This is a genomic window from Bacillus pfraonensis, from assembly GCF_050768835.1.
Taxonomy (GTDB): Bacteria; Bacillota; Bacilli; order Bacillales; family Bacillaceae_G; genus Bacillus_A; species Bacillus_A pfraonensis.
Genome location: NZ_JAHCDO010000014.1, coordinates 238,891 through 258,307 on the forward strand (window position 1 = coordinate 238,891; position 19,417 = coordinate 258,307).

17 protein-coding genes and 2 pseudogenes are annotated in these 19,417 nt (G+C 33.2%); 2 read left to right on the top strand and 17 right to left on the bottom strand.

Annotation, left to right across the window (positions count from 1 at the left end; all coding sequences use genetic code 11):
• Nucleotides 1–15: 15 nt before the first annotated feature.
• Complete coding sequence (gene arsB, locus KFD70_RS15800; RefSeq protein ID WP_000072357.1) at nucleotides 16–1,065, bottom strand: ACR3 family arsenite efflux transporter; 1,050 nt, start codon at nucleotides 1,063–1,065, stop codon at nucleotides 16–18.
• 28 nt (nucleotides 1,066–1,093) lie between these two features.
• The gene (locus KFD70_RS15805; RefSeq protein ID WP_000415941.1) at nucleotides 1,094–1,441 is read right to left on the bottom strand and encodes an ArsR/SmtB family transcription factor; all 348 of its coding nucleotides are present in this window, start codon (nucleotides 1,439–1,441) and stop codon (nucleotides 1,094–1,096) included.
• 570 nt (nucleotides 1,442–2,011) lie between these two features.
• Here KFD70_RS15805 and KFD70_RS15810 point away from each other — a divergent pair.
• Nucleotides 2,012–2,758: a GIY-YIG nuclease family protein gene (locus KFD70_RS15810; RefSeq protein WP_000704751.1), complete on the top strand. Its 747-nt coding sequence runs from the start codon at nucleotides 2,012–2,014 to the stop codon at nucleotides 2,756–2,758.
• A 125-nt stretch (nucleotides 2,759–2,883) separates the two neighbouring features.
• Here KFD70_RS15810 and KFD70_RS15815 read toward each other — a convergent pair whose 3' ends face one another.
• From KFD70_RS15815 to KFD70_RS15885, 15 genes and pseudogenes are all read right to left on the bottom strand, one after another.
• Entirely contained in the window at nucleotides 2,884–3,378 is a 495-nt protein-coding gene (locus tag KFD70_RS15815) for an arsinothricin resistance N-acetyltransferase ArsN1 family A (protein ID WP_000405935.1), read from the bottom strand.
• Nucleotides 3,379–3,437: 59 nt separating this feature from the next.
• Nucleotides 3,438–3,641 carry a hypothetical protein gene (locus tag KFD70_RS15820; protein ID WP_000236375.1) on the bottom strand — a complete coding sequence of 68 codons (204 nt, stop codon included), beginning with the start codon at nucleotides 3,639–3,641 and terminating at the stop codon, nucleotides 3,438–3,440.
• Nucleotides 3,642–3,720: 79 nt separating this feature from the next.
• Nucleotides 3,721–5,106, bottom strand: a complete 1,386-nt coding sequence (locus KFD70_RS15825; protein ID WP_000836311.1) for an FAD-dependent oxidoreductase — start codon at nucleotides 5,104–5,106, stop codon at nucleotides 3,721–3,723.
• Between the two features lie 164 nt (nucleotides 5,107–5,270).
• Nucleotides 5,271–5,591, bottom strand: coding sequence for an ArsR/SmtB family transcription factor (locus tag KFD70_RS15830; RefSeq protein WP_000658767.1), 321 nt, complete (start codon nucleotides 5,589–5,591; stop codon nucleotides 5,271–5,273).
• Between the two features lie 288 nt (nucleotides 5,592–5,879).
• Nucleotides 5,880–7,196: a hypothetical protein gene (locus tag KFD70_RS15835; protein WP_000622555.1), complete on the bottom strand. Its 1,317-nt coding sequence runs from the start codon at nucleotides 7,194–7,196 to the stop codon at nucleotides 5,880–5,882.
• Between the two features lie 538 nt (nucleotides 7,197–7,734).
• Nucleotides 7,735–8,478 carry a TatD family hydrolase gene (locus KFD70_RS15840; protein ID WP_000088878.1) on the bottom strand — a complete coding sequence of 248 codons (744 nt, stop codon included), beginning with the start codon at nucleotides 8,476–8,478 and terminating at the stop codon, nucleotides 7,735–7,737.
• A complete protein-coding gene (gene qatC, locus KFD70_RS15845) occupies nucleotides 8,471–9,916 on the bottom strand; it encodes a Qat anti-phage system QueC-like protein QatC (protein ID WP_000608380.1) in 1,446 nt (481 codons plus the stop codon). The genes KFD70_RS15840 and qatC overlap by 8 nt, the downstream gene beginning before the upstream one ends.
• The gene (locus tag KFD70_RS15850; RefSeq protein WP_000537290.1) at nucleotides 9,909–10,622 is read right to left on the bottom strand and encodes a hypothetical protein; all 714 of its coding nucleotides are present in this window, start codon (nucleotides 10,620–10,622) and stop codon (nucleotides 9,909–9,911) included. The genes qatC and KFD70_RS15850 overlap by 8 nt, the downstream gene beginning before the upstream one ends.
• 2 nt (nucleotides 10,623–10,624) lie before the next feature.
• Entirely contained in the window at nucleotides 10,625–12,505 is a 1,881-nt protein-coding gene (locus KFD70_RS15855) for a KAP family P-loop NTPase fold protein (RefSeq protein ID WP_144623521.1), read from the bottom strand.
• Nucleotides 12,506–13,269: 764 nt separating this feature from the next.
• Nucleotides 13,270–13,884, bottom strand: a pseudogene (locus KFD70_RS15860) (M24 family metallopeptidase); the annotation flags it as partial.
• A gap of 153 nt (nucleotides 13,885–14,037) precedes the next feature.
• Entirely contained in the window at nucleotides 14,038–14,745 is a 708-nt protein-coding gene (locus tag KFD70_RS15865) for an RNA-guided endonuclease InsQ/TnpB family protein (RefSeq protein ID WP_431613227.1), read from the bottom strand.
• A pseudogene (locus KFD70_RS15870) lies at nucleotides 14,742–15,269 on the bottom strand (helix-turn-helix domain-containing protein); the annotation flags it as partial. The gene KFD70_RS15865 and the pseudogene KFD70_RS15870, both read right to left, overlap by 4 nt.
• A gap of 325 nt (nucleotides 15,270–15,594) precedes the next feature.
• Nucleotides 15,595–15,798, bottom strand: coding sequence for a copper chaperone CopZ (gene copZ / locus KFD70_RS15875; protein ID WP_336454184.1), 204 nt, complete (start codon nucleotides 15,796–15,798; stop codon nucleotides 15,595–15,597).
• Between the two features lie 20 nt (nucleotides 15,799–15,818).
• The gene (locus tag KFD70_RS15880) at nucleotides 15,819–18,215 is read right to left on the bottom strand and encodes a heavy metal translocating P-type ATPase (protein WP_336454183.1); all 2,397 of its coding nucleotides are present in this window, start codon (nucleotides 18,213–18,215) and stop codon (nucleotides 15,819–15,821) included.
• Between the two features lie 12 nt (nucleotides 18,216–18,227).
• On the bottom strand, nucleotides 18,228–18,539 hold the full coding sequence (locus KFD70_RS15885; protein WP_336454182.1) for a metal-sensing transcriptional repressor: 312 nt from the start codon (nucleotides 18,537–18,539) through the stop codon (nucleotides 18,228–18,230).
• A 284-nt stretch (nucleotides 18,540–18,823) separates the two neighbouring features.
• Here KFD70_RS15885 and KFD70_RS15890 point away from each other — a divergent pair, with 284 nt between their 5' ends.
• A complete protein-coding gene (locus KFD70_RS15890) occupies nucleotides 18,824–19,375 on the top strand; it encodes a hypothetical protein (RefSeq protein ID WP_336454187.1) in 552 nt (183 codons plus the stop codon).
• Nucleotides 19,376–19,417: the final 42 nt, after the last annotated feature.

The window sequence follows — 19,417 nt, forward strand, 5'->3', positions numbered from 1 at the left end:
TATGAATGTTTATTTTTATTGTGTTTGAAAGTATTTACGCTGGAACCAAAGTGCCACATTTACGAGTGCTATCATAACTGGAACTTCGACTAAAGGCCCGATAACTGCTGCAAATGCTGCACCTGACTGAATTCCAAATACACCTACAGCTACTGCAATCGCTAATTCAAAGTTATTACTACCAGCTGTAAACGCTAATGTTGTTGATACCCCGTAACTTGCACCGATCTTTTTGCCCATAAAGAAAGAGACAAAGAACATGATTACAAAATAAATGAGTAACGGAATTGCAATACGTACAACATCAAACGGTACGCTAACAATCACTTCTCCTTTTAGAGAGAACATCACAATGATTGTAAATAGTAATGCGATTAAAGTAATTGGACTAATCTTTGGAATGAATACTTTTTCATACCATTCTCGTCCTTTCGTTTTTACAAAAATCAAGCGTGTTAGCATTCCTGCGATGAATGGAATTCCTAGATATATAAACACTGATTTTGCAACCTCTGCCATTGTTATATCTACAACAGCACCTTCAATTCCTAACCATTCTGGAATAACTGTTACAAACACATAAGCATATACTGAGAAAAATAACATTTGGAATACAGAGTTAAATGCTACTAATCCTGCCGCATATTCTGTATCTCCTTTTGCTAAGTCATTCCATACGATAACCATCGCAATACAACGAGCTAAACCTATCATGATTAAGCCCACCATATATTCCGGCTTATCTGGTAAGAATATAACAGCCAAAGCAAACATCAAAACAGGACCAATAATCCAGTTTTGTACCAGTGATAATACCAATACTTTTACATCTTTAAAAACGCGTCCCATCTCTTCGTAGCGAACTTTAGCAAGTGGTGGATACATCATTAAAATTAAGCCAATCGCAAGTGGAATAGACGTTGTTCCTACCTGTAAACTATTCATTCCATCAACGAATCCAGGTGATAGATATCCAACTCCAATCCCTACTGCCATCGCAAGAAAAATCCATAGGGTTAGATATCGATCTAGGAAAGACAGACGTTTTTTCCCCGTGTTGCTCATCCCTCTCACTTCCCTTTCTAACTATTTATTAACAACCACACCGAAGTGTAGGATTGCTCTTCTCAATTTGTTTAATTTTCTCTGTTTGGTCAGATACATGCACTAAAATATCTTCTAAAAGCGCATATAAATCACTTGCTTGATTTAAAGAATAATAAATCCACTGACCTCTACGCTCTTCTTGCACTAAACCTAAATCCTTCAACTTTCGAAGATGCTGACTGATAGAAGGTTGGCTCATATCAAATACTTCGAGAAGCTCACAGACACAGCATTCACGTTGTTTAAGAATCGATACAATTGTTAACCTTGTCTTGTCTCCTAATAGTTTGAGTAATTGGGATGCCCTTGTTACCTCTACAATTGTTTTTTCCATATCTACACCTACCTCGTTATAATTACATAAGCATATGCTTATATGTTGTGTAAAAATAAAATGCATTATTCATTTAAGTTGCTTTATTCTCTCTTTCGAAATAAGTATATAACTATTCGCTTATATATTCAACGAAAAAGTCTCACCTTTACATAAAGTTCACATTAGATTTTCTTATTTAAAGTTTGTACTCTTTTTCTTATCCCAAAAGATATAAATAATAAATCCTATAGGCCCAGTCAAAAAAATAAAAATTAACCATATCGGAAAGTGCTGCTTACTAATTTTATTTTTCTGATATTCGAGCGTAACATATGCACACATGTAAATTATTAAAAGGTACATACCTACAATTAGCAATTGATCTAACAAGCTTGTCCCCCCATTCTTTTTAATAAATAATTCTTGTGTATTTTTAAAACTACGTCATAAGTAAATAATTATATGTTTATATAAATGGTATCAAAAAAGTTTTATCAATGCTATTTATCTAAGAAATCGTACCATAGCAATACATACATAAATGATTATGGTTTTTTGTGGTAAAATATACCTAAAAGGGGGTTGCGTATGAAAATTACCATTGGTAACGATATTAAAATTACAACGGTTCCAGATGAGTCAGGATTAAGTACTGAACCAGTATATTATGTTTATGAATGGTTTATTAAAGAAACGAACCAAGTCTTTTATATTGGTAAAGGTAAAGGACAACGTTATAAACAAGAGAAAAATAATCCATACTTTTTAAGCGTTAAAAATCACTATGATTGTGGCACTCGTTTTGTGAAAGAAAATCTCACTGAATATGAAGCATTAATCTTAGAAGAGAGCTTATTTAGTCAAAGAGAAAAAGAGGGCCACGTTTTAACGAACGTGATAGCTCCAAATGCCCTCGGTGCGAATGAAAGACCAGATAGCTATGAATTTATGGAAACTCCTGTTATTAAAGTAAGTAGAGTAGATAAGTATTACTTTAAAAAGGAAGATGTCTATTACGATGAAATTGACATGGAGAAGCTTTTAAAATCCCATATTTACAAGACAACTTTTTATGGAATTGCTCCATTATATGACGATTCAATTAATGGGTTTGTTAATCAAGAAAAAACTGAAGATATAGTAAAACCTCTAATCCAAAAGGTAAATGATTTTATAGAGGAAAAGGGTGGAAAAGCTTACAAATCCCCTGCCAAATCTGCTAAGAGTCTAATCTTTTATGGTCAAATTACTTACGAGAGTTATTTCACCTATAAAACTAAAGGGTATGACGTATATCATTTAGTTGACGTTCTAAAATACATCGATAGATACTAACAGATTCTTCTATTTGATTTCTAAAATGCGAAATGGTAAATAACTACATAATAAAGAGGTATTTACATAGTCATTTCATCTAATTTTGTAAATACCTTTTTTATACACTTTTGATACAATAATATTTATTCTCCAGATAATAATTTCTCCATGATCATCACATCAACACGCTCGCCGTCCATTATCCCCTGCTTTTCAAACACTCCTACTTCACGATAACCCATTTTACGATATAGCCCTTGCCCTAGATTATTAAAAGAAAAAGTAAATAAAACAAATTTATAGAATTCATTTTGCTGTCCGGTCTTTTCTAAAGCCAAAAGTAATTTTTGCCCCAAACCTTTTCCACGGTATTCTCTCTTTATGTATATAGATAGTTCACCTACCCCCCGATAGGCATATCTATGACTATATGGATTAATGGAAGCCCAACCGACAACATGTGAATTCTCTTCCATAACAATTACCGAATATCTATTTTCTCTTTGAAACAGCCATTCCATCACATATTTATCTGTTTTTATTTCTGTCTCTAAAGTTGCAATACGATCCTCGATACCCTCATTATAAATAGTCATAATTTTTTGTACATCTTGTTCGACTGCTCTCCTAATCTCCATACATATCTCCCCCTAATATCTCTTATTTATCTCATAAATTTCTTATAAAATTTATTAATTTAATTAGGTTGTTTCAATTCTTGATAAGCTTCAAGGAAACTTTGATAAGTTTTCTTTCCTAAACTGTTTGTTTGGAGTCTGAACATATTTTGAAAAACATAATCTTTTGCATTTTCAACATTACATTGGTGGGCATTCATTATTAATCTTATATAGGATACAAAATAGTCTTTTTTTAAATTACCCGCATGATTAATAACCATTTCATTGTGTTCTCCTTTCAAACTTAATTATTCTGTAAGGAGGCGTAATATAAATTACGCCTCCTTACAGTTATTCTCCTTAACAACAAGATTCTGTACCACAACATGAATCATCAACTTTATTAGGATTTAAATTCACACTACAAACACCAGTCTCTGGCAAATCAAGTTCTACTTTTTCAGCTGCCTCATAATCCCCAGTAAGATAAGCAATTATAGATCTAACTTGTTCATAGCCTGTCGCCATAAGGAATGTAGGCGCTCTTCCATAACTTTTTGAACCTACAATATAGAAATCTTTTTCTGGGTGTCGAAGCTCTTTTTCACCATGAGGACGAACAGTGCCACAACTATGAAGGTTAGGATCAATTAGTGGTGCTAACGCTTCTACACTTTCAGTAGCAGAATCAATAGAAGTTCGTATTTCACTTATCATAGATAAGTTAGGGCGATTACCTGTATTTACAATCATCTCCTGGACATCAGTAATTTTTATTTCTTGCTCTTCTTGATGACCTACAATATCCATTCCACTTTTTGTTCCAACTACGTATTGAATTTTATAAGGTGTCATTACGTCCACGTTTCCTTCATCAACCAATTGATGAATGCGGCTACCCAAGGCACCACGCGCTTCAAGAGCATCTTTTGCCTCTCCTCCGTATGCTTCTTCCACACGTTGCTTTCTCATGACCCATACAATCGTAGTCTCAGGGTAGGATTCTTTTAACTTTGCTAACTCCAATAAAGCATTGATTGCGGAATGACCACTTCCAACAACAGCTACTCGCTTATTTGCATATCGTTTTTGCTCTTTTCCTAAAATATCTGGAATTCCATAAAAAATATGCTCGTTAAGGGATTGTTCTTCTTTCAACCAAATACCATTAGAATTTGCCGGATTCGGATTTCCCCACGTACCTGAAGCATCTATCACCGCTCTAGCTTCATAAATTTGAAGTACACCTTCTTTTTCTGTATAGATCATGAATGGCATTTTTTCACGATTCGCTGTTTTCATTTTATCTTTATCTTTCCTACCTATAGATAGTACTTTAGTATTCAAGTGGATAAATGGTTTAATTTCTGAAAGGTTCGCAAGCGGCTGTAAGTATTGTTCTACAATTTCTTTTCCTGTTGGCAATGCTTTTATGTCTGGTGATTCCCAATCATGCTGTTCAAGAAGAGCCAAAGCCGCTTTATCTATGTTATATTGCCAAGGTGAGAATAACCGCACATGGCCCCATGTAAGAATGTTTGATCCTATCTTATCTCCAGCTTCTAATAAGATAAATGATTCACCCTGTTTTGCTAAGTGTGCTGCCGCTGCCAACCCTACGGGTCCGCCCCCAATAATGGCTATTGGTAACTGTTTTAAACTCTGCATATCAGTATAGTTTTGTAATGTTTGATTTTCCGTTCCGCAAGACTCTTGTACTTTGAATGAAAGTTGAATAGATTTCATGAAAAAAACCTCCTTATTTTATCTAAATTTGCAAATGTAGTTCCTTAATTGGATTCTTTAAATCAAAAAAAATTGATTTAGAAACCAGAATTATCATTCAAGTTATATTAATCAAGAAAAATCGATTTAAGATATATTAAAATGCCCTTTCGTCCCAACCAAAATTATGACATAGGACGAAATATACAGCATAATTGCTCAGATAATAGTGCGTCTACTTCTTTTTTATTAATGTTATAGTAACTCCATGTTCCTTTTGTTTCTTTTGTAATAAGATTCGCATCAAGTAAAAGCTTTAAATGATATGAAAGTTTTGATTGTGGTAAACCAAGAACACCTGTTAAATCACATACACAAGTTTCTCCACGTTGGCATAATTCGTACAAAATGTGTAGTCTTTTTTGATCTGCCAATGCTTTGAACTTCTTTTCATATACTTCAAAAGTTTGGGTAGTTAATTGATTATACAATTTTATTTCTTTCATGGCGCTTTCCTTTCATCAATTTTTTTTGATATTTTCATTGTACGCTAAGAGTCCTCACTTTACAACATATAAATCAAAAAAAATTGATTTATATGTTACACTAGCTTCACTCCACTATTTTATTCTTTCAAAATTTATAAATCCTTACTAAGGCTGCATTGATTTGCCAATCAACTTAAGACATCATCATATATGCTATATGTAAATTTGATTTTACACATAACATTAATACAAAATAAAAGAACGTAATTAGAAAGAAATTCAAAGTTACGTTCTTTTTTATATTAATTATTCACTTTCTTTATTTAACTCTCGAATTTCATCCTTAAAGATTTCCTCTATTGTCACTCTATCATCCTTTACTATTATTGAAATGGGATGATCAGAAAAATCATCAATTATCTGTACACATTCCTGCTTTTTCGATTTTCTCGGATGAGTCTTATTAAATTTATAGTCTAATGCGTGAATCAATAAATACAAACAAGCTCCTGATAAATTAGTACTATATTCTGGTAACACTCCTTTTTCAATTAATAATTCTAAAGAAATAACTCCTGACGTGTATGAACCATAGCCGTCGGCATATTCGAGTACTTTTGCAAAGTCATATGTGTTCTCTGCATAAATTTGTGAGCACATATGTAATTTTTTAAAAACATCATATTCACTATCATCGACATTTTGAATGATAGTTTTATAAGTAGGTATAATTGGTTTTAAATCCATTAGATAATTTGAAACTAATTCCCTATCTGCCGATTGAAATTCTGCCAAATCGCACTCTAAAAACGACTTGTATGTTAAAATATCATATTCATAAAATTCACTTGTTAGTTTTCTTTCCTTAGCTTGTTCAATAAGTTGTTCTAATTGAATTAATTCACTTTTACTTTCATCTAAGTGTACTGGAAGCTCTTTTAGTTCCTTCTTTACTTTACGGTAAAGAACATCAATTTCATTCATAAGTTGAGTCAATGTATTATATCTTAAAGTTACAAATTTCAAAAGATCGTCAACTTTGATTTCTTTTCTTCCCCCATATTTTTTTTCAGCTGCTGGGTTATTTGAATATAATTGAACATAAAATGTGCCTTCTTCATCCCACCGTGAATTTGTTGACCAACTACTAAAAAAACGAACGGGCTGTTTAAATCCTTCAAGTTCAGTCGCATTTCCGTTAACAGCATGAATACCAAACCAAGCTCTTATTTCTTTAAAATACGCTTCATCCGTAAGTTCTTCGTCAAATTCTCTTTTGTGAAAGATACTTCTATCTTTAATATATGGTTGTTTCATTTTTGTAGCTTCTCCTATCGCTAACCATAAGTGATTAATAGCTTCCACAATCATATCAATTGTAGTTATGAAGTGCGTAAACTCTAAAGAAGTATAATTTGCATTTTTATGACGTCTAGGTCTCTCTATTGCATCTGTAGCTACTGTTAACCAATCCATACAAGAACAGATTTTACTCCAAATATCTTTTCCTTCTTTATTACTATTTTGTTTAAATTCAACAAAATAGCATCGAATAAAATCATTATTTTCATGAACTTTTCTCCTGAATTCATGCACAAGTGTTGGGTTTATTTCCGAAATCATTTTATTCCTCACTTTCACAATTTGTATCAGTACTTCTTCTATGCTTCATATACTTCTATATATCAATTAACTCTCCAATCATGGTTTAAATGCGATAGTTATTTCTAACTAAAAAACGAGATTGGAATTAATATAACGTTGTTTGTTTCATCAGAGATTCTCTCCCACTTCTAGTATTAGGACTTTTTAATTAATTCAGCTTATCAATACGAAATTTATATATAAATTATAGGTTTTTAATAGATTTCTAAAGGGATTTATTAACTAAAAGCTTAAATAATTCTACAAATAGTCCTTTTATAATAGAAGAGAACCTCGCATATTGAAAAAAGACTAATCAAAATGCGAGGTTTTCATTTTTATTAAAAAGATTAATTAAAATACAATTAAATAAATAGTGAATAATCTAAATGATCTTTTATTTATTAAGTTCTATAACCTAGGGATTTTATAAATTTAAACATTATAAATTATTCTCATCCCATAATTTATAATGTGAATTCCGCCTTACTGACATGGTATAGTTAGTAGAGTTTACTTACTCATTTAACAACTTGCTTTGTTGAGTTAACAACTTACTTAGGTTATTGTAAATTACCATTTCAAAGTCTTCTATCCCTAGTTTGTTTGAAAACTCATTATAAATTTCGGGTAAATTATATGTTGTGCCACGTAAATTAGTTTTTCCAAAAGGAGCATCTGTTTCTATGAGCATTCTATCTAGTGGTATAGATTTTATAATATCAAGCCCTTTTCGAGAAGATAACATTGAGTAGTTAACTGAAAAGTAATACCCCTCCTCAATAACTTTATGGAGTATGTCTTTATTTCCTGAAAACCAATGAAACACAGCAAATTTAACATTATTATTCAATAAAATAGACAATGTATCGAATTCAGCCATTCGAGAATGAATCGACATTATTTTATTTGATTTAGATGATTGGGAACAGATGTAGTCAAACACCTCTTGCTGTTCAAATTTAGAGTCTAAAAAATTTTTAGAGTAATCTAACCCAACTTCTCCAACGTATTTTGTATGAGGAAGCATTTTATCAAATAAACTTTTATTAAACTTATATTTGTTTGCTAATTGAGGGTTATAGCCTAATCCTAATTTGACATACTTGCTATTGGGAAACACCTTCCTAGATTCCCGAAAAATTTCTGGTAGATTCGTAACGAATAACGCATAAGTTTTTCTTGTATCAAAATATTGAAACATTTCCCTATAGTTCTGAAAATAATCGATATGAACGTGGAAATCACTTAATCTAGACATTTTGTACTTTGTCCTTTATTCCTGCATATTTCAGTAGACCACTATTATTTTCATCATCCGTTTTTTTAATTAGTTCCCACAACTCATTCATTGATTTATGATATAACCTTTCATATCCTTCTAACTCTCTACTACTCAAAGGTCCTTGTCTTAATAAAAGACTTCTTATATATTCTTTATCATCCTTATGCTGTATATATCTTTTCAAACTATAGAGAACTGCTTTTAAGTCACTTGCCCTACCTTGAAGAGTATTATAATTCAAGATGAACTCATTATTTAATTCATATAAAGGATTGTATTTCGTTCGATCTGTTTTTACTTCAGTAAATGATGCTCTCCTAATTAAACATGGATAACAATATCCACAATTACAAGGGGTTTCAATCTTATCGCTACGCTTTTTATCATATCGAGATAAACATGGATGAGAGCATGAGAGAGTTCTATGAGCTTGTTTTATGAACACAGGGTTGTCTTGATGTTCTTTTAAGATTTCTCCCTTTGATTTGCTCCAATAAAAATTTGACACTTCATTTTGTATACCTATTCTTTTGAATATGGTATTAAGTGAACCCAGAAAAATCGGATGGGTGGTTCTGGTACTACAACTCCCAGCTCTACTCTCAGTAAGCGGAACATTAATACCTATAAACCCGTTTTCAGGTATATAAACAGGTGTTTTCTCCCCAATGATTGAAGCAACAGCAACTGCTCCTGCAATAAAAAGCAAGGACCTGCTTCGACTTGTGCTCTCTACCGAAAGTTTAATTTGGCTATTCCCTAGTTGTTGAGGAGCTAACGGATTTACATTAAATAACAATAACTCCTTTTCTAACATAGGATAATGTACATTGATACTTTCGAAAAGTTCCTTTTGACGACTTGTCAAAAGGTTATATTCTCTAAACCCCACGTAACAAGCCTTCATTTTTTTATCCGAAAGTGTTAATGCTCCACAAAATGAATCCAAACCACCAGAAAATAAACTAACGGAATTAAATTTTTGTGAATCAATAAGTTTATATTTCGTATTCTTTTTATTAGCTCTAAATTTTGCTTTTGTGGCCCTAAATTCAAAAGTCCATTTATCCCCACTCAAAAAACCAATTGTTTTTTCGAACTCATCTTTGACTAATTTCCATTTTTCAACCTCTAAAACTGGAATGTATAACTTTATTTCTCTTGTCCAGTTGTCAGGAAAAATTTTACGTGGAATTCTTTTGTCAGCACAAAATATACTTGTTGCAATAAAAAGAAAGTCTTCTTGTAGATTTGACAAGGCTTCAACCCCAAACCTTCTCCACAACTGTTCAACATCACTCTTCACATTAGATTTATTTTTTTTATCATACAAATTAAAAAATAAAAATGCTTCATCTTTTGTTTTATAATCACTGTAGTCATTTTCATATTTATTAAACCATATATTAATCAATTGACTCACTCCAAACCGAAAGAATTTCAAGAGCCCTATTATAATTATCATTTATAATTTTGTTTCCTTCTTGACCATGCCAATCTATATTTTGAATTTCGTTAATTGAGTAATTTTTTTCTATGGAATTTCTAATATACGATTTCACACTTTGTTCTGCAATTTCATATTTATCCAAACTATCAAATAATGTTAACAATTTTTCAGTGAAATTTGCGAAAAAGCAATTTTGTATGAATTTAATAATGAATTCTCGAATGAAATCTCCAGTATTCAGTGTATTCATAACTGCTTCATATTCGTTAATATCATCTATTCCTTCAAGCAATTCTCTCATCAATTCATTCATACTTTGCGAGGAAATATTGTCATAGAATTCATTTCCTCCCTCACTAAAGTATTGTAAAAGTCCTGTACGAACTTTTTCAGGGGTTTCATTTTTCAAATGCGATAAGCCCAGACGTTCCAATGTTTCAAAGAACCCATATCTTTTCACTGAATCTATAAAACTAAGAGCTCTTCCACTTGATTGAACTGCTGCTCGAGCTCTTGAACTACCAGAACTATTTAACGCTTTTGCAAAACTTGAAATAGCCTTATCCATTGAGGAGGAAGAAAAATTATTTTTGACCATTTTTGTCACATCTCTCTTAACATCGGGCCATAAATATCCTGTTGGTGGTACATATCCTTTTGAAGTCCCCATAATTACTCACCTACTATCTCCCAGAGTTTTTTATTTGCTTGTTTCTCTTCAGTATAATAAGTTTTCAACTTCTCAAACACTTCTTCATCCAACTGATGGAAAAGTAAAATCACAGCCATCGTGACCTTTTTACTTGTCAATTTTTTAAATTCTGCATATAATTTCGATTGATATTGAGGAAGTGTTTTGTAAAGTTCTATTAACGTCTCTAATTGCTTCGAGTCTTGATGGTATTTTTCAATAACCCCTTTTACAATTTCACTACGAGTAATTTCATCCATATCAAGTAATTGCTCAATTTTCTTTCTTCGTATCGCCTTATTCGTATCAAGATTACATACTTGATTAATAAACTTCCTTTCATCCTGTGTTAAGTTTGTAGTAAATAATTTTCTATCAGAAACTGAATCACGAGCCAAATAGAAATAAGAAGACAAATCTATATCAGATAGTTTAGGTTCTACTCCAATCCATCGTTTCGCCTTTTCTCCTGACCATGCTGTGTTCATAAGGAAATCATCGGATTGGGAACTATCTTTTTCATCATACTCTTCATTAAAAACTCTTTCCTCAAGTATCTTTAAAGGCTCAGGAATACCACTGTTTTCAAATTGCCATTGGAATAATTCTTTAAATAGATCGCTATCAAAATACTCTAAAACCATTAATTTTGCTAAAACAGAAAGATTCAAATCAATTTGTTGAATCTCCGCAAGTCTTTTACGTATATAGAATGTATTTAAAAATCGCTTTGTTTGACGTGGATTTCCTTTAAGTGTTGAAGCAACTACACTTCCGATACTGTTGAATATTTGAATTTGCTCTTCAAAATCATTTTGAGTAACATTTTGCTTATACTTAGATTGGCCTCCAGCTATTTTTTCTTGGACAATTTCCAATATTTCTTTTCCTGTAATGATTTCTCCCTTTATAAAAATCCCTTTTACTTTTAATTCTTCAATTAATTGATTTAACGCTTCCTCACTTAAGAACATCTCGGCTATAAGTAATAGCATATAATTCTTAACATCGCTTTCAGCTAGTTCCGCAATTCTAATTGGAAGCTGTATAATTTTCTCAATATAATCAATTGAAACATCTAATCCTTCTTTATCTAACTGAGGATATTTCCTTTTAATAGAATATGTAATAATATTTTCATCCATTGCAATTATAAAGGTTGTTTTTTCCACCGATAAAAACAATTTTATGGCTTCAAGTGTCTCCACAATTCTGTCTGGGTTACATCTATCTAAATCATCAATGAGTATCACAAGGTTATCTACTTTGGAATCATTAATAATACCTGTAAATTCCTCACGAAACTTACGAATATTCTCTACAATATTTTCTTGTGGAGCGTCTTTAAGGTATTCTTTACTTATTTCGCTTACTCTATCTATTTGTGAACCTATTTCTTCAGGGGTGTCCAAATCTGTTACTTTGGGTGTAGTGGGCATCATAACTAGCGGAGCACCTGTCATTCCACTAATGGCCATAGGGATCCCTTGCTTTAAAACGGTTTTTCCTACCCCCATCCAATTTACCCTCTTCATTAAACCCTTTATTCTTTCAGTAGAGTTTTGGAAGAAAGTCTGATTCTCTTTCAAACTTTGCAAAATAGCCTCCATTAATGCTGTTTTTGCATCTTCATAACCCTCAAACATCCATGCATTTACTTTTACGACAGCTATCTTTTTTTCATTTGAGATAGAGGTCTGCTTTTCTATTAAATTTAATAATGTCGACTTACCGCTTCCCCAATTTCCAAATAATCCAATCGTCAAAGGATTCATTCTTTCACTTATAGCAATCTCAGTTATTAAATCTGCATATGGTCTATATGCAAGCATATCAATTTTTGAAGCATCATCTGCCCACATAAAATCACTCTCCTTGTTTAAAATATCAATTCATTTCAATGCCTAATCATATTTTCCTTATATATACATTGTACTTTTTTTACTTTTAAATTTCTAATTTTTTCTATAAAACAAGAAAGAAGCACATTTCAACTTGTCCACCACCCTGTCCCTATTCACTTTTTCTACCATCCTAATGAATAAATCCGTTAATAATAGTACAAACTGAAAGGACAATCTCCCTTTTATTATTCTATCAATTCTGTAATTCTATGTTGAAAATCATTCACAACTTTTTATAAACAGTTAATTTTTTTCAGATTGATTATACTTAATTTCAGCCCTCAATTAAATAAACTAGTAATATACATCTTTTATACATATGTTTCATCTATGCACAACACTGTTGATTGAACTAATTCATAATAATAGTCAAACAAATATAGCCCTCTTAATCCTTTATATACCAAGGGTTAAGAGGGCTATAAGTAGTGTATTTATTATTGTTTGACCATGCCTATCCATATAAAATAATTAATTTCATTTTATAACTCCCTATCTGAATTCCAGTGTTACTCTCATTTTATCTCTTTTTTATAAGTGATGAAAAAATATCTATCATTTTTATCATTCACAATTTGTCTTATATTTTTTAGACCTATAATATTATACGCTTAACCTTCACACCTTCACAATAAGAACTCATTATATATCATACATATACCTTCTATTATACACTTCTCAAATAAGAAAGACGCCCGAAATCGAGCGCCTTTTACCCTTTATTATTTTGCAATAATCTGTCTTTCCTTCACATATGAATTATATGTTCCCATGAAATTCTCAATCTCTTCAACCGTTCTAATCATGTCTTTTGACAAGTTTTCATATCCTTCTTCAGTAACTAGAATATCCTCTTCGATACGTATTCCAATCGCCTCTTCTTCAATGTATAAACCAGGTTCCACTGTAATGACCATACCAGCCTCTAGCACTCGGTCTTTGTATGAACCTACATCGTGAGTATCCAAACCAAGGAAATAGCTCACTCCATGATAATAATAATTGGATAGTTCCGAGCTCTCTTGAATTAAACCGATTTTCTTGCACTCTTCAGCGAGCACCTTTTTTGCATGTTCATTTAACGCAGCGAATTTTAATCCCGTCTTCACGATCTCAATTGTTTCTCTCAATGCTTTTAACACAATATTATAAATCTGTTTTTGGCGATTCGAAAATGTTCCACTTGCAGGGAACGTATAGCTAATGTCAGCATTATAGTAGTCCTTCTGAGCTCCAAGATCAAGCAACACCAGGTCGCCTTTATTAATTTTGGAATCATTATCTTCATAATGTAGCACAGTTGCATTTTTACCACTCGCTAAAATCGTAGTGAACTCCCCCCACTTAACAACCTTACAGTTTGTTTGAAGTGAGGGCTTCAAAAGCCAAAAGACTTTCTCTTTTATTGCTCCTTCACCCACAAGCCTACTGGCTCATGTCCAAAGCCTTGTATTCGCGGCGTCCCTACCGCTACCAAAAATCGATACAAACTATGCGAGCAGACCTTGTTCGTGTAAAACACGAAGGCCATAATATTTTAGATTCCGACCCGCATTGTAATCTCTATCGATTTTCGTGCCACAATTGTCACACGTATAGATTCTTTCCGATAACTTCAACATCTCTTTTTTGTGATGACACGTACTACATAATTTACTTGATGCAAAATACGGATCTGCAACAATGTAATGTTTACCTTTTTTCTTAGATTTGTATTGCAACATCGTACGAAACATACCAAATCCATTGTCGTGTAGTTTTTTTCCTAAACGTAAACATTGCGCCAAGTTATTTAAGTTCAAATCTTCTACAACAATAGCATGGTAATCATTGGTTATCTGATTACTTTTCTTGTGTAGAAAATCTTTTCTTTGGTTTTTTGCTTTTGTTGTTACTTTTTGATATCCCTTCACTTGTTTTTCATAATTCTGACTATATAGGGTGTGCCCTGCTTCATCTGTTTTCGCATGATTCTTCTTGCGCGCTAAGGATTTGTTCATTCTTCGTTGTCGTTTTTCAATGATTTTGTTGTATCGGCTATACTGCGCGGTTCGTCCTTCGCTGTCTACATACAATTCACTTTGACTGTAATCTAATCCAATTACCTCTTCAGAAGTAAGGAATTCTACCTGTTTTTCATGTGGACAAAACGAATCAACAGAAAGAGAAACAATGTAGTTCGTGCCTTCTCGTTTCACGGTTGCTTTTTTATGATCCCGCCAATCGATAATTCTCGGTGAAGATGAATCGAAATACCTTCTTGGAACTTCGGAATACATAACACATAAGATTCATTTACTTGCTTCATTTTAATATTTCCATTTGTTTGATTTGTCGTATAGCTGAATTTTCCTTGTTTTTTACTGTGGAACTTGGGCATACCTTTGATGTCTTTTAACGTGGGAACATATCCGATTGTTTTCATCTTTTTTCGCACTGCTTTTTTGTATTGTACGGGGCGTTTTGCATACGTCTCATTATATTTTTTAATGGCTGCCTGGAATCTCATTTTTGCGTCATTATACACAAAAGAATCGTTACTCTTATCTAAGTAATCATATTTAGCAGTAATCGTTGTGTGATTCGGCACCTTATAACGAATGAACCCACCTTCAAAGGCAATCGATTCTAGATATTCATACAAACCAGAAACATATTCGTTATACACTTTTCGTTCACATCCGAACGCTTTTTCTAATCTTGCGGCTTGTTCTTGTGTGGGGAAAAGGGCGTATCAAAAGGCATAGGTGACCCATCCATCTGGCAGTGACTTTTTCGTTCCTTTGATATATACACCCTCTTTTGTGGTTGCCATATACGTTCTCCTTTCTTTCTATTTTCATATTTATTATATCGTATAGGATCAAAAAATCGTGTGCAAAAAACATGTAAGCTACCGCCTACCGAAAATTCACCCCCCACCTACTCGCTGGGCCACGCCCTTCTCGCTCCTTGAGGAAGGGGACTTCTTTTCGGAACATATGTTAAAAGAAAAAGACCCCTTTTATAAAGCGGCCTTTTTCCTAAAAGATAATTGAGATTATCTTTTAGTTCACATCATATCCTTGATCTTCAATAACTTCTTTCATTTTGTCTGCATCTACTTTTGCGTTATCATACTCTACATTTACAGTTCCTTCTTGTAAATGCACCTCAACATTTTGTACTCCTTCTAACTCTGTTAGTGCATTTGTTACTGCCATTTTACAGTGGTTACATGTCATTCCTTGTACATTTAATGTGATAGTCATCATACATTCCTCCATTTAATTTATATTTTGACGCGTTTCAAGCGAAGCGCGTTAGTCACAACAGATACTGAGCTAAATGCCATTGCAGCCCCTGCTACCCAAGGCTCTAATAATCCAGCCGCAGCTACCGGAATTCCAATTGCATTATAGAATAGTGCCCAAAATAAATTTTGACGAATATTTTTCATTGTCTTACGACTTAATTCAATCGCTTTTGGTATATGTGACAAGTCACCGCCAACTAAAGTGACATCTGCAGTTTCAATCGCTACATCCGCACCAGTTCCAATCGCCATACCAATATCAGCTTTCGCAAGAGCCGGCGCATCATTGATACCGTCTCCTACCATCGCTACTCGTTTCCCTTGCTTTTGTAAATCATCTACAATTTTAGCTTTATCTTCTGGTAATACCTCTGCATATACATGATCAACATCAACTAGCTTCGCAATCGCTTCAGCTGTACGTTTATTATCCCCCGTCACCATGTATACTTCAATCCCTATTTCTTTTAATGTTTGAATCGCATACTTTGAGCTTTCTTTTACTGTATCAGCTACAGCGATCATTCCAGCAAGTTTCCCATCAATTGCGACAAGCATTGCTGTTTTACCTTGATACTCTAATTCTTTCATAACTTCTTCATGTTGTGATATTTCTACTGATTGTTCATTCATTAATTTACGTGTTCCAACAAGAACCTTTTTATCTTCAATGCTTGCTTCAATCCCATGGCCTGGAATTGCTGAAAAATGTTTTAAATCTTTCAAGACAATTTCATTTTTCTTTCCATATTCAACTATGGCATGCGCTAATGGATGTTCAGAAGCACTTTCAGCTGAAATAGCATAATCGAGCATACCTTCTTCAAATTCTAACACATCAGTAACTTCCGGTTTCCCTTTTGTTACTGTTCCTGTTTTATCAAGTAACACAGCATTGATTTTATGCGTCCCTTCTAAAAATTCACCTCCTTTAAAGAGAATTCCTTTCTCTGCTCCCTTTCCTGTACCAACCATAATAGAAGTTGGTGTAGCCAGACCTAACGCACATGGACAAGCAATTACAAGGATAGCAATCCCAACTTCCAATGCTTTTGGTAAATCCCCTGGTGTGATAAAGAAATACCATACAATAAAAGCAACTAAGGCAATAGCTACAACAATCGGTACAAAAATACCTGAAATAACATCTGCTAATCTTTGAATAGGCGCTTTAGAACCTTGCGCTTCTTCAACAATTTTGATAATGCCTGCTAAAGCTGTATCTTTTCCAACCTTTTCAGCTCTAATAGTCAGAACACCGTTTGCGTTAATAGTAGCGCCAATAACAGCGTCTCCCTCTTTTTTATCAACTGGAATAGATTCTCCAGTAATCATAGATTCATCAACGGAAGATACCCCTGAAGTTACCATACCATCCACAGGTATTTTTTCACCTGGTTTTACAATAATCGTATCTCCAATAACTACTTCTTCAAGGGGTACTCGTATTTCTTGACCATTACGCACAACAAGTGCATCTTTAGCCTGTAAACTCAATAATTTAGAAATCGCTTCTGTTGTACGTCCTTTTGCTAATGTTTCAAAATACTTTCCAACTAAAATTAATGTGATTAAAACTGCACTTGTTTCAAAGTAAAGATCCGGCACATACGCAGGATTTCCCAATGTTTTCAATGCCTCATATAAGCTATAAAAGTAAGCTGCTGATGTTCCTAAGGCAACTAGTACATCCATATTCGCGCTTTTGTTTCTAAGAGCACGATAAGCACCAACATAGAAATGACCACCAATATAAAATTGAACCGGCGTTGCTAATAGAAGTTGAAACCATGGATTCATTAAAATATGTGGCATCGGTAGACCCGTATCAAATGGCATATGCCCTACCATTGTATAGAGTAAAGGTAAGGATAAGATAATAGAAATGATAAGTTGACGCTTCTTCTCCTTAATTACCTCTTCTTTTCTCTCTGAACGATCTACATCTTCACTACGTATTTGTCCCTTATACCCCGTTTTCTTTATTTTTTCTAAGATTTTTTCTGTAGAAAGTAAGCCTTCATTGTATTCTACAACCGCGCTGTTTGTAGCTAAATTTACAGTTGCATTCGAAACGCCTTCCATTTTGTTTAACACTTTTTCAATTCGAGTTGCACAAGCTGCACATGTCATTCCTTCAATATCTAACGTAACTTTTTCCTCCGCTACGTTATAGCCTAGTTTTTTAATTCTATTTTTTATAGTAGAGATTTCTTGCTGGGATGGATCATATTTGATACTTGCTTTCTCCATAGCTAAATTTACATTAGCTTCTACTCCATCCATTTTATTTAATACTTTTTCAATCCGAGTTGCACAAGCTGCACATGTCATTCCTGTAACGCCAAGCGTAACATGTTTTTGTTTATCCATTGTATACCCCTCCTACTTTGAAAATTGTTTCATGACATTCATCAATTCTTGAATAGACTCATCTCCATTCCCTTCATGAATCGCCTTTGCTACACAATGTTTTGTATGACGTTCTAACAAAGAAAAACCTACCTTATTTAAAGCTGCATTAATTGCTGAAATTTGAATTAAAATATCAACACAGTACCGATTATCTTCCACCATTTTTTGAACCCCACGGACTTGCCCTTCAATACGCTTTAAACGTTTTATAACATTTTGAACTTCCTCTTCTGTTCGAGGAACCATTTTTGGATTTGTTTCATTCCCTTCACAATGCCCCATCAATATCACCTCAGTTATTGAAATTAGCTTTCTTTACATACATTATACGGGTAAGGGGTATAATTTGCAACTGATTACAAACCTATTTTTAAAAATTTTTAAGCATATGCTATTGTATCGATGATTCTGTCTTTTTCATAATGCTGAAATAATCATCTCTATAATGAATCTCATTTATCGTTAAACCTTCTAAATTATGCAGATACTTTGCAGATATATATAGGCATAAATATTCTATACTCCCTTATATGATGAAGTGAACAAAAGGACAGGGAGGTATTACTATATCCACTTATACATTGACTACCTTAACACTTTGTTTTATCTTGGTTCTTTCTACTGCTTATATTTCTAAATCCAAAGGTACCCTAATGGAGTATATGGTATTTATTATGTCTTTTAGTATGAGCATAGGATTAAGTATCGGATTTTATTTTGGTATTATTTTCAAAGGCGACTTGTTATATTCTACTTTGTTTTCTATTTTGATTAGTAGCATAATTGGATTTTTAGTTGGGCTCCGTTTTCATCTATACTCTGCTTTAGAAGGCATGTTCTCTGGAATGATGGCTAGTATGATGGGAACTATGATTACAGAAATGTTAAGCGCTCAACAAGCACACAGTATACTTCTTATTAGTATCATGCTTACGATAACCATTACTACATCATGCATCATCCAATTCTTATCAGAAGCTTTTTCTTCCTATATTCATCGCTGGTTCCTATTATTACTTTCAATTGGCACAGCAATTGTTCTAACTGTATTTGTAACATTCCCAGAGCATACCCCCTCACTTCCAACCAAACATGAACAACATATATATAACAACTAACACCTATAATCAATTCTCTCAACGTTTTATAATATTGGGAGA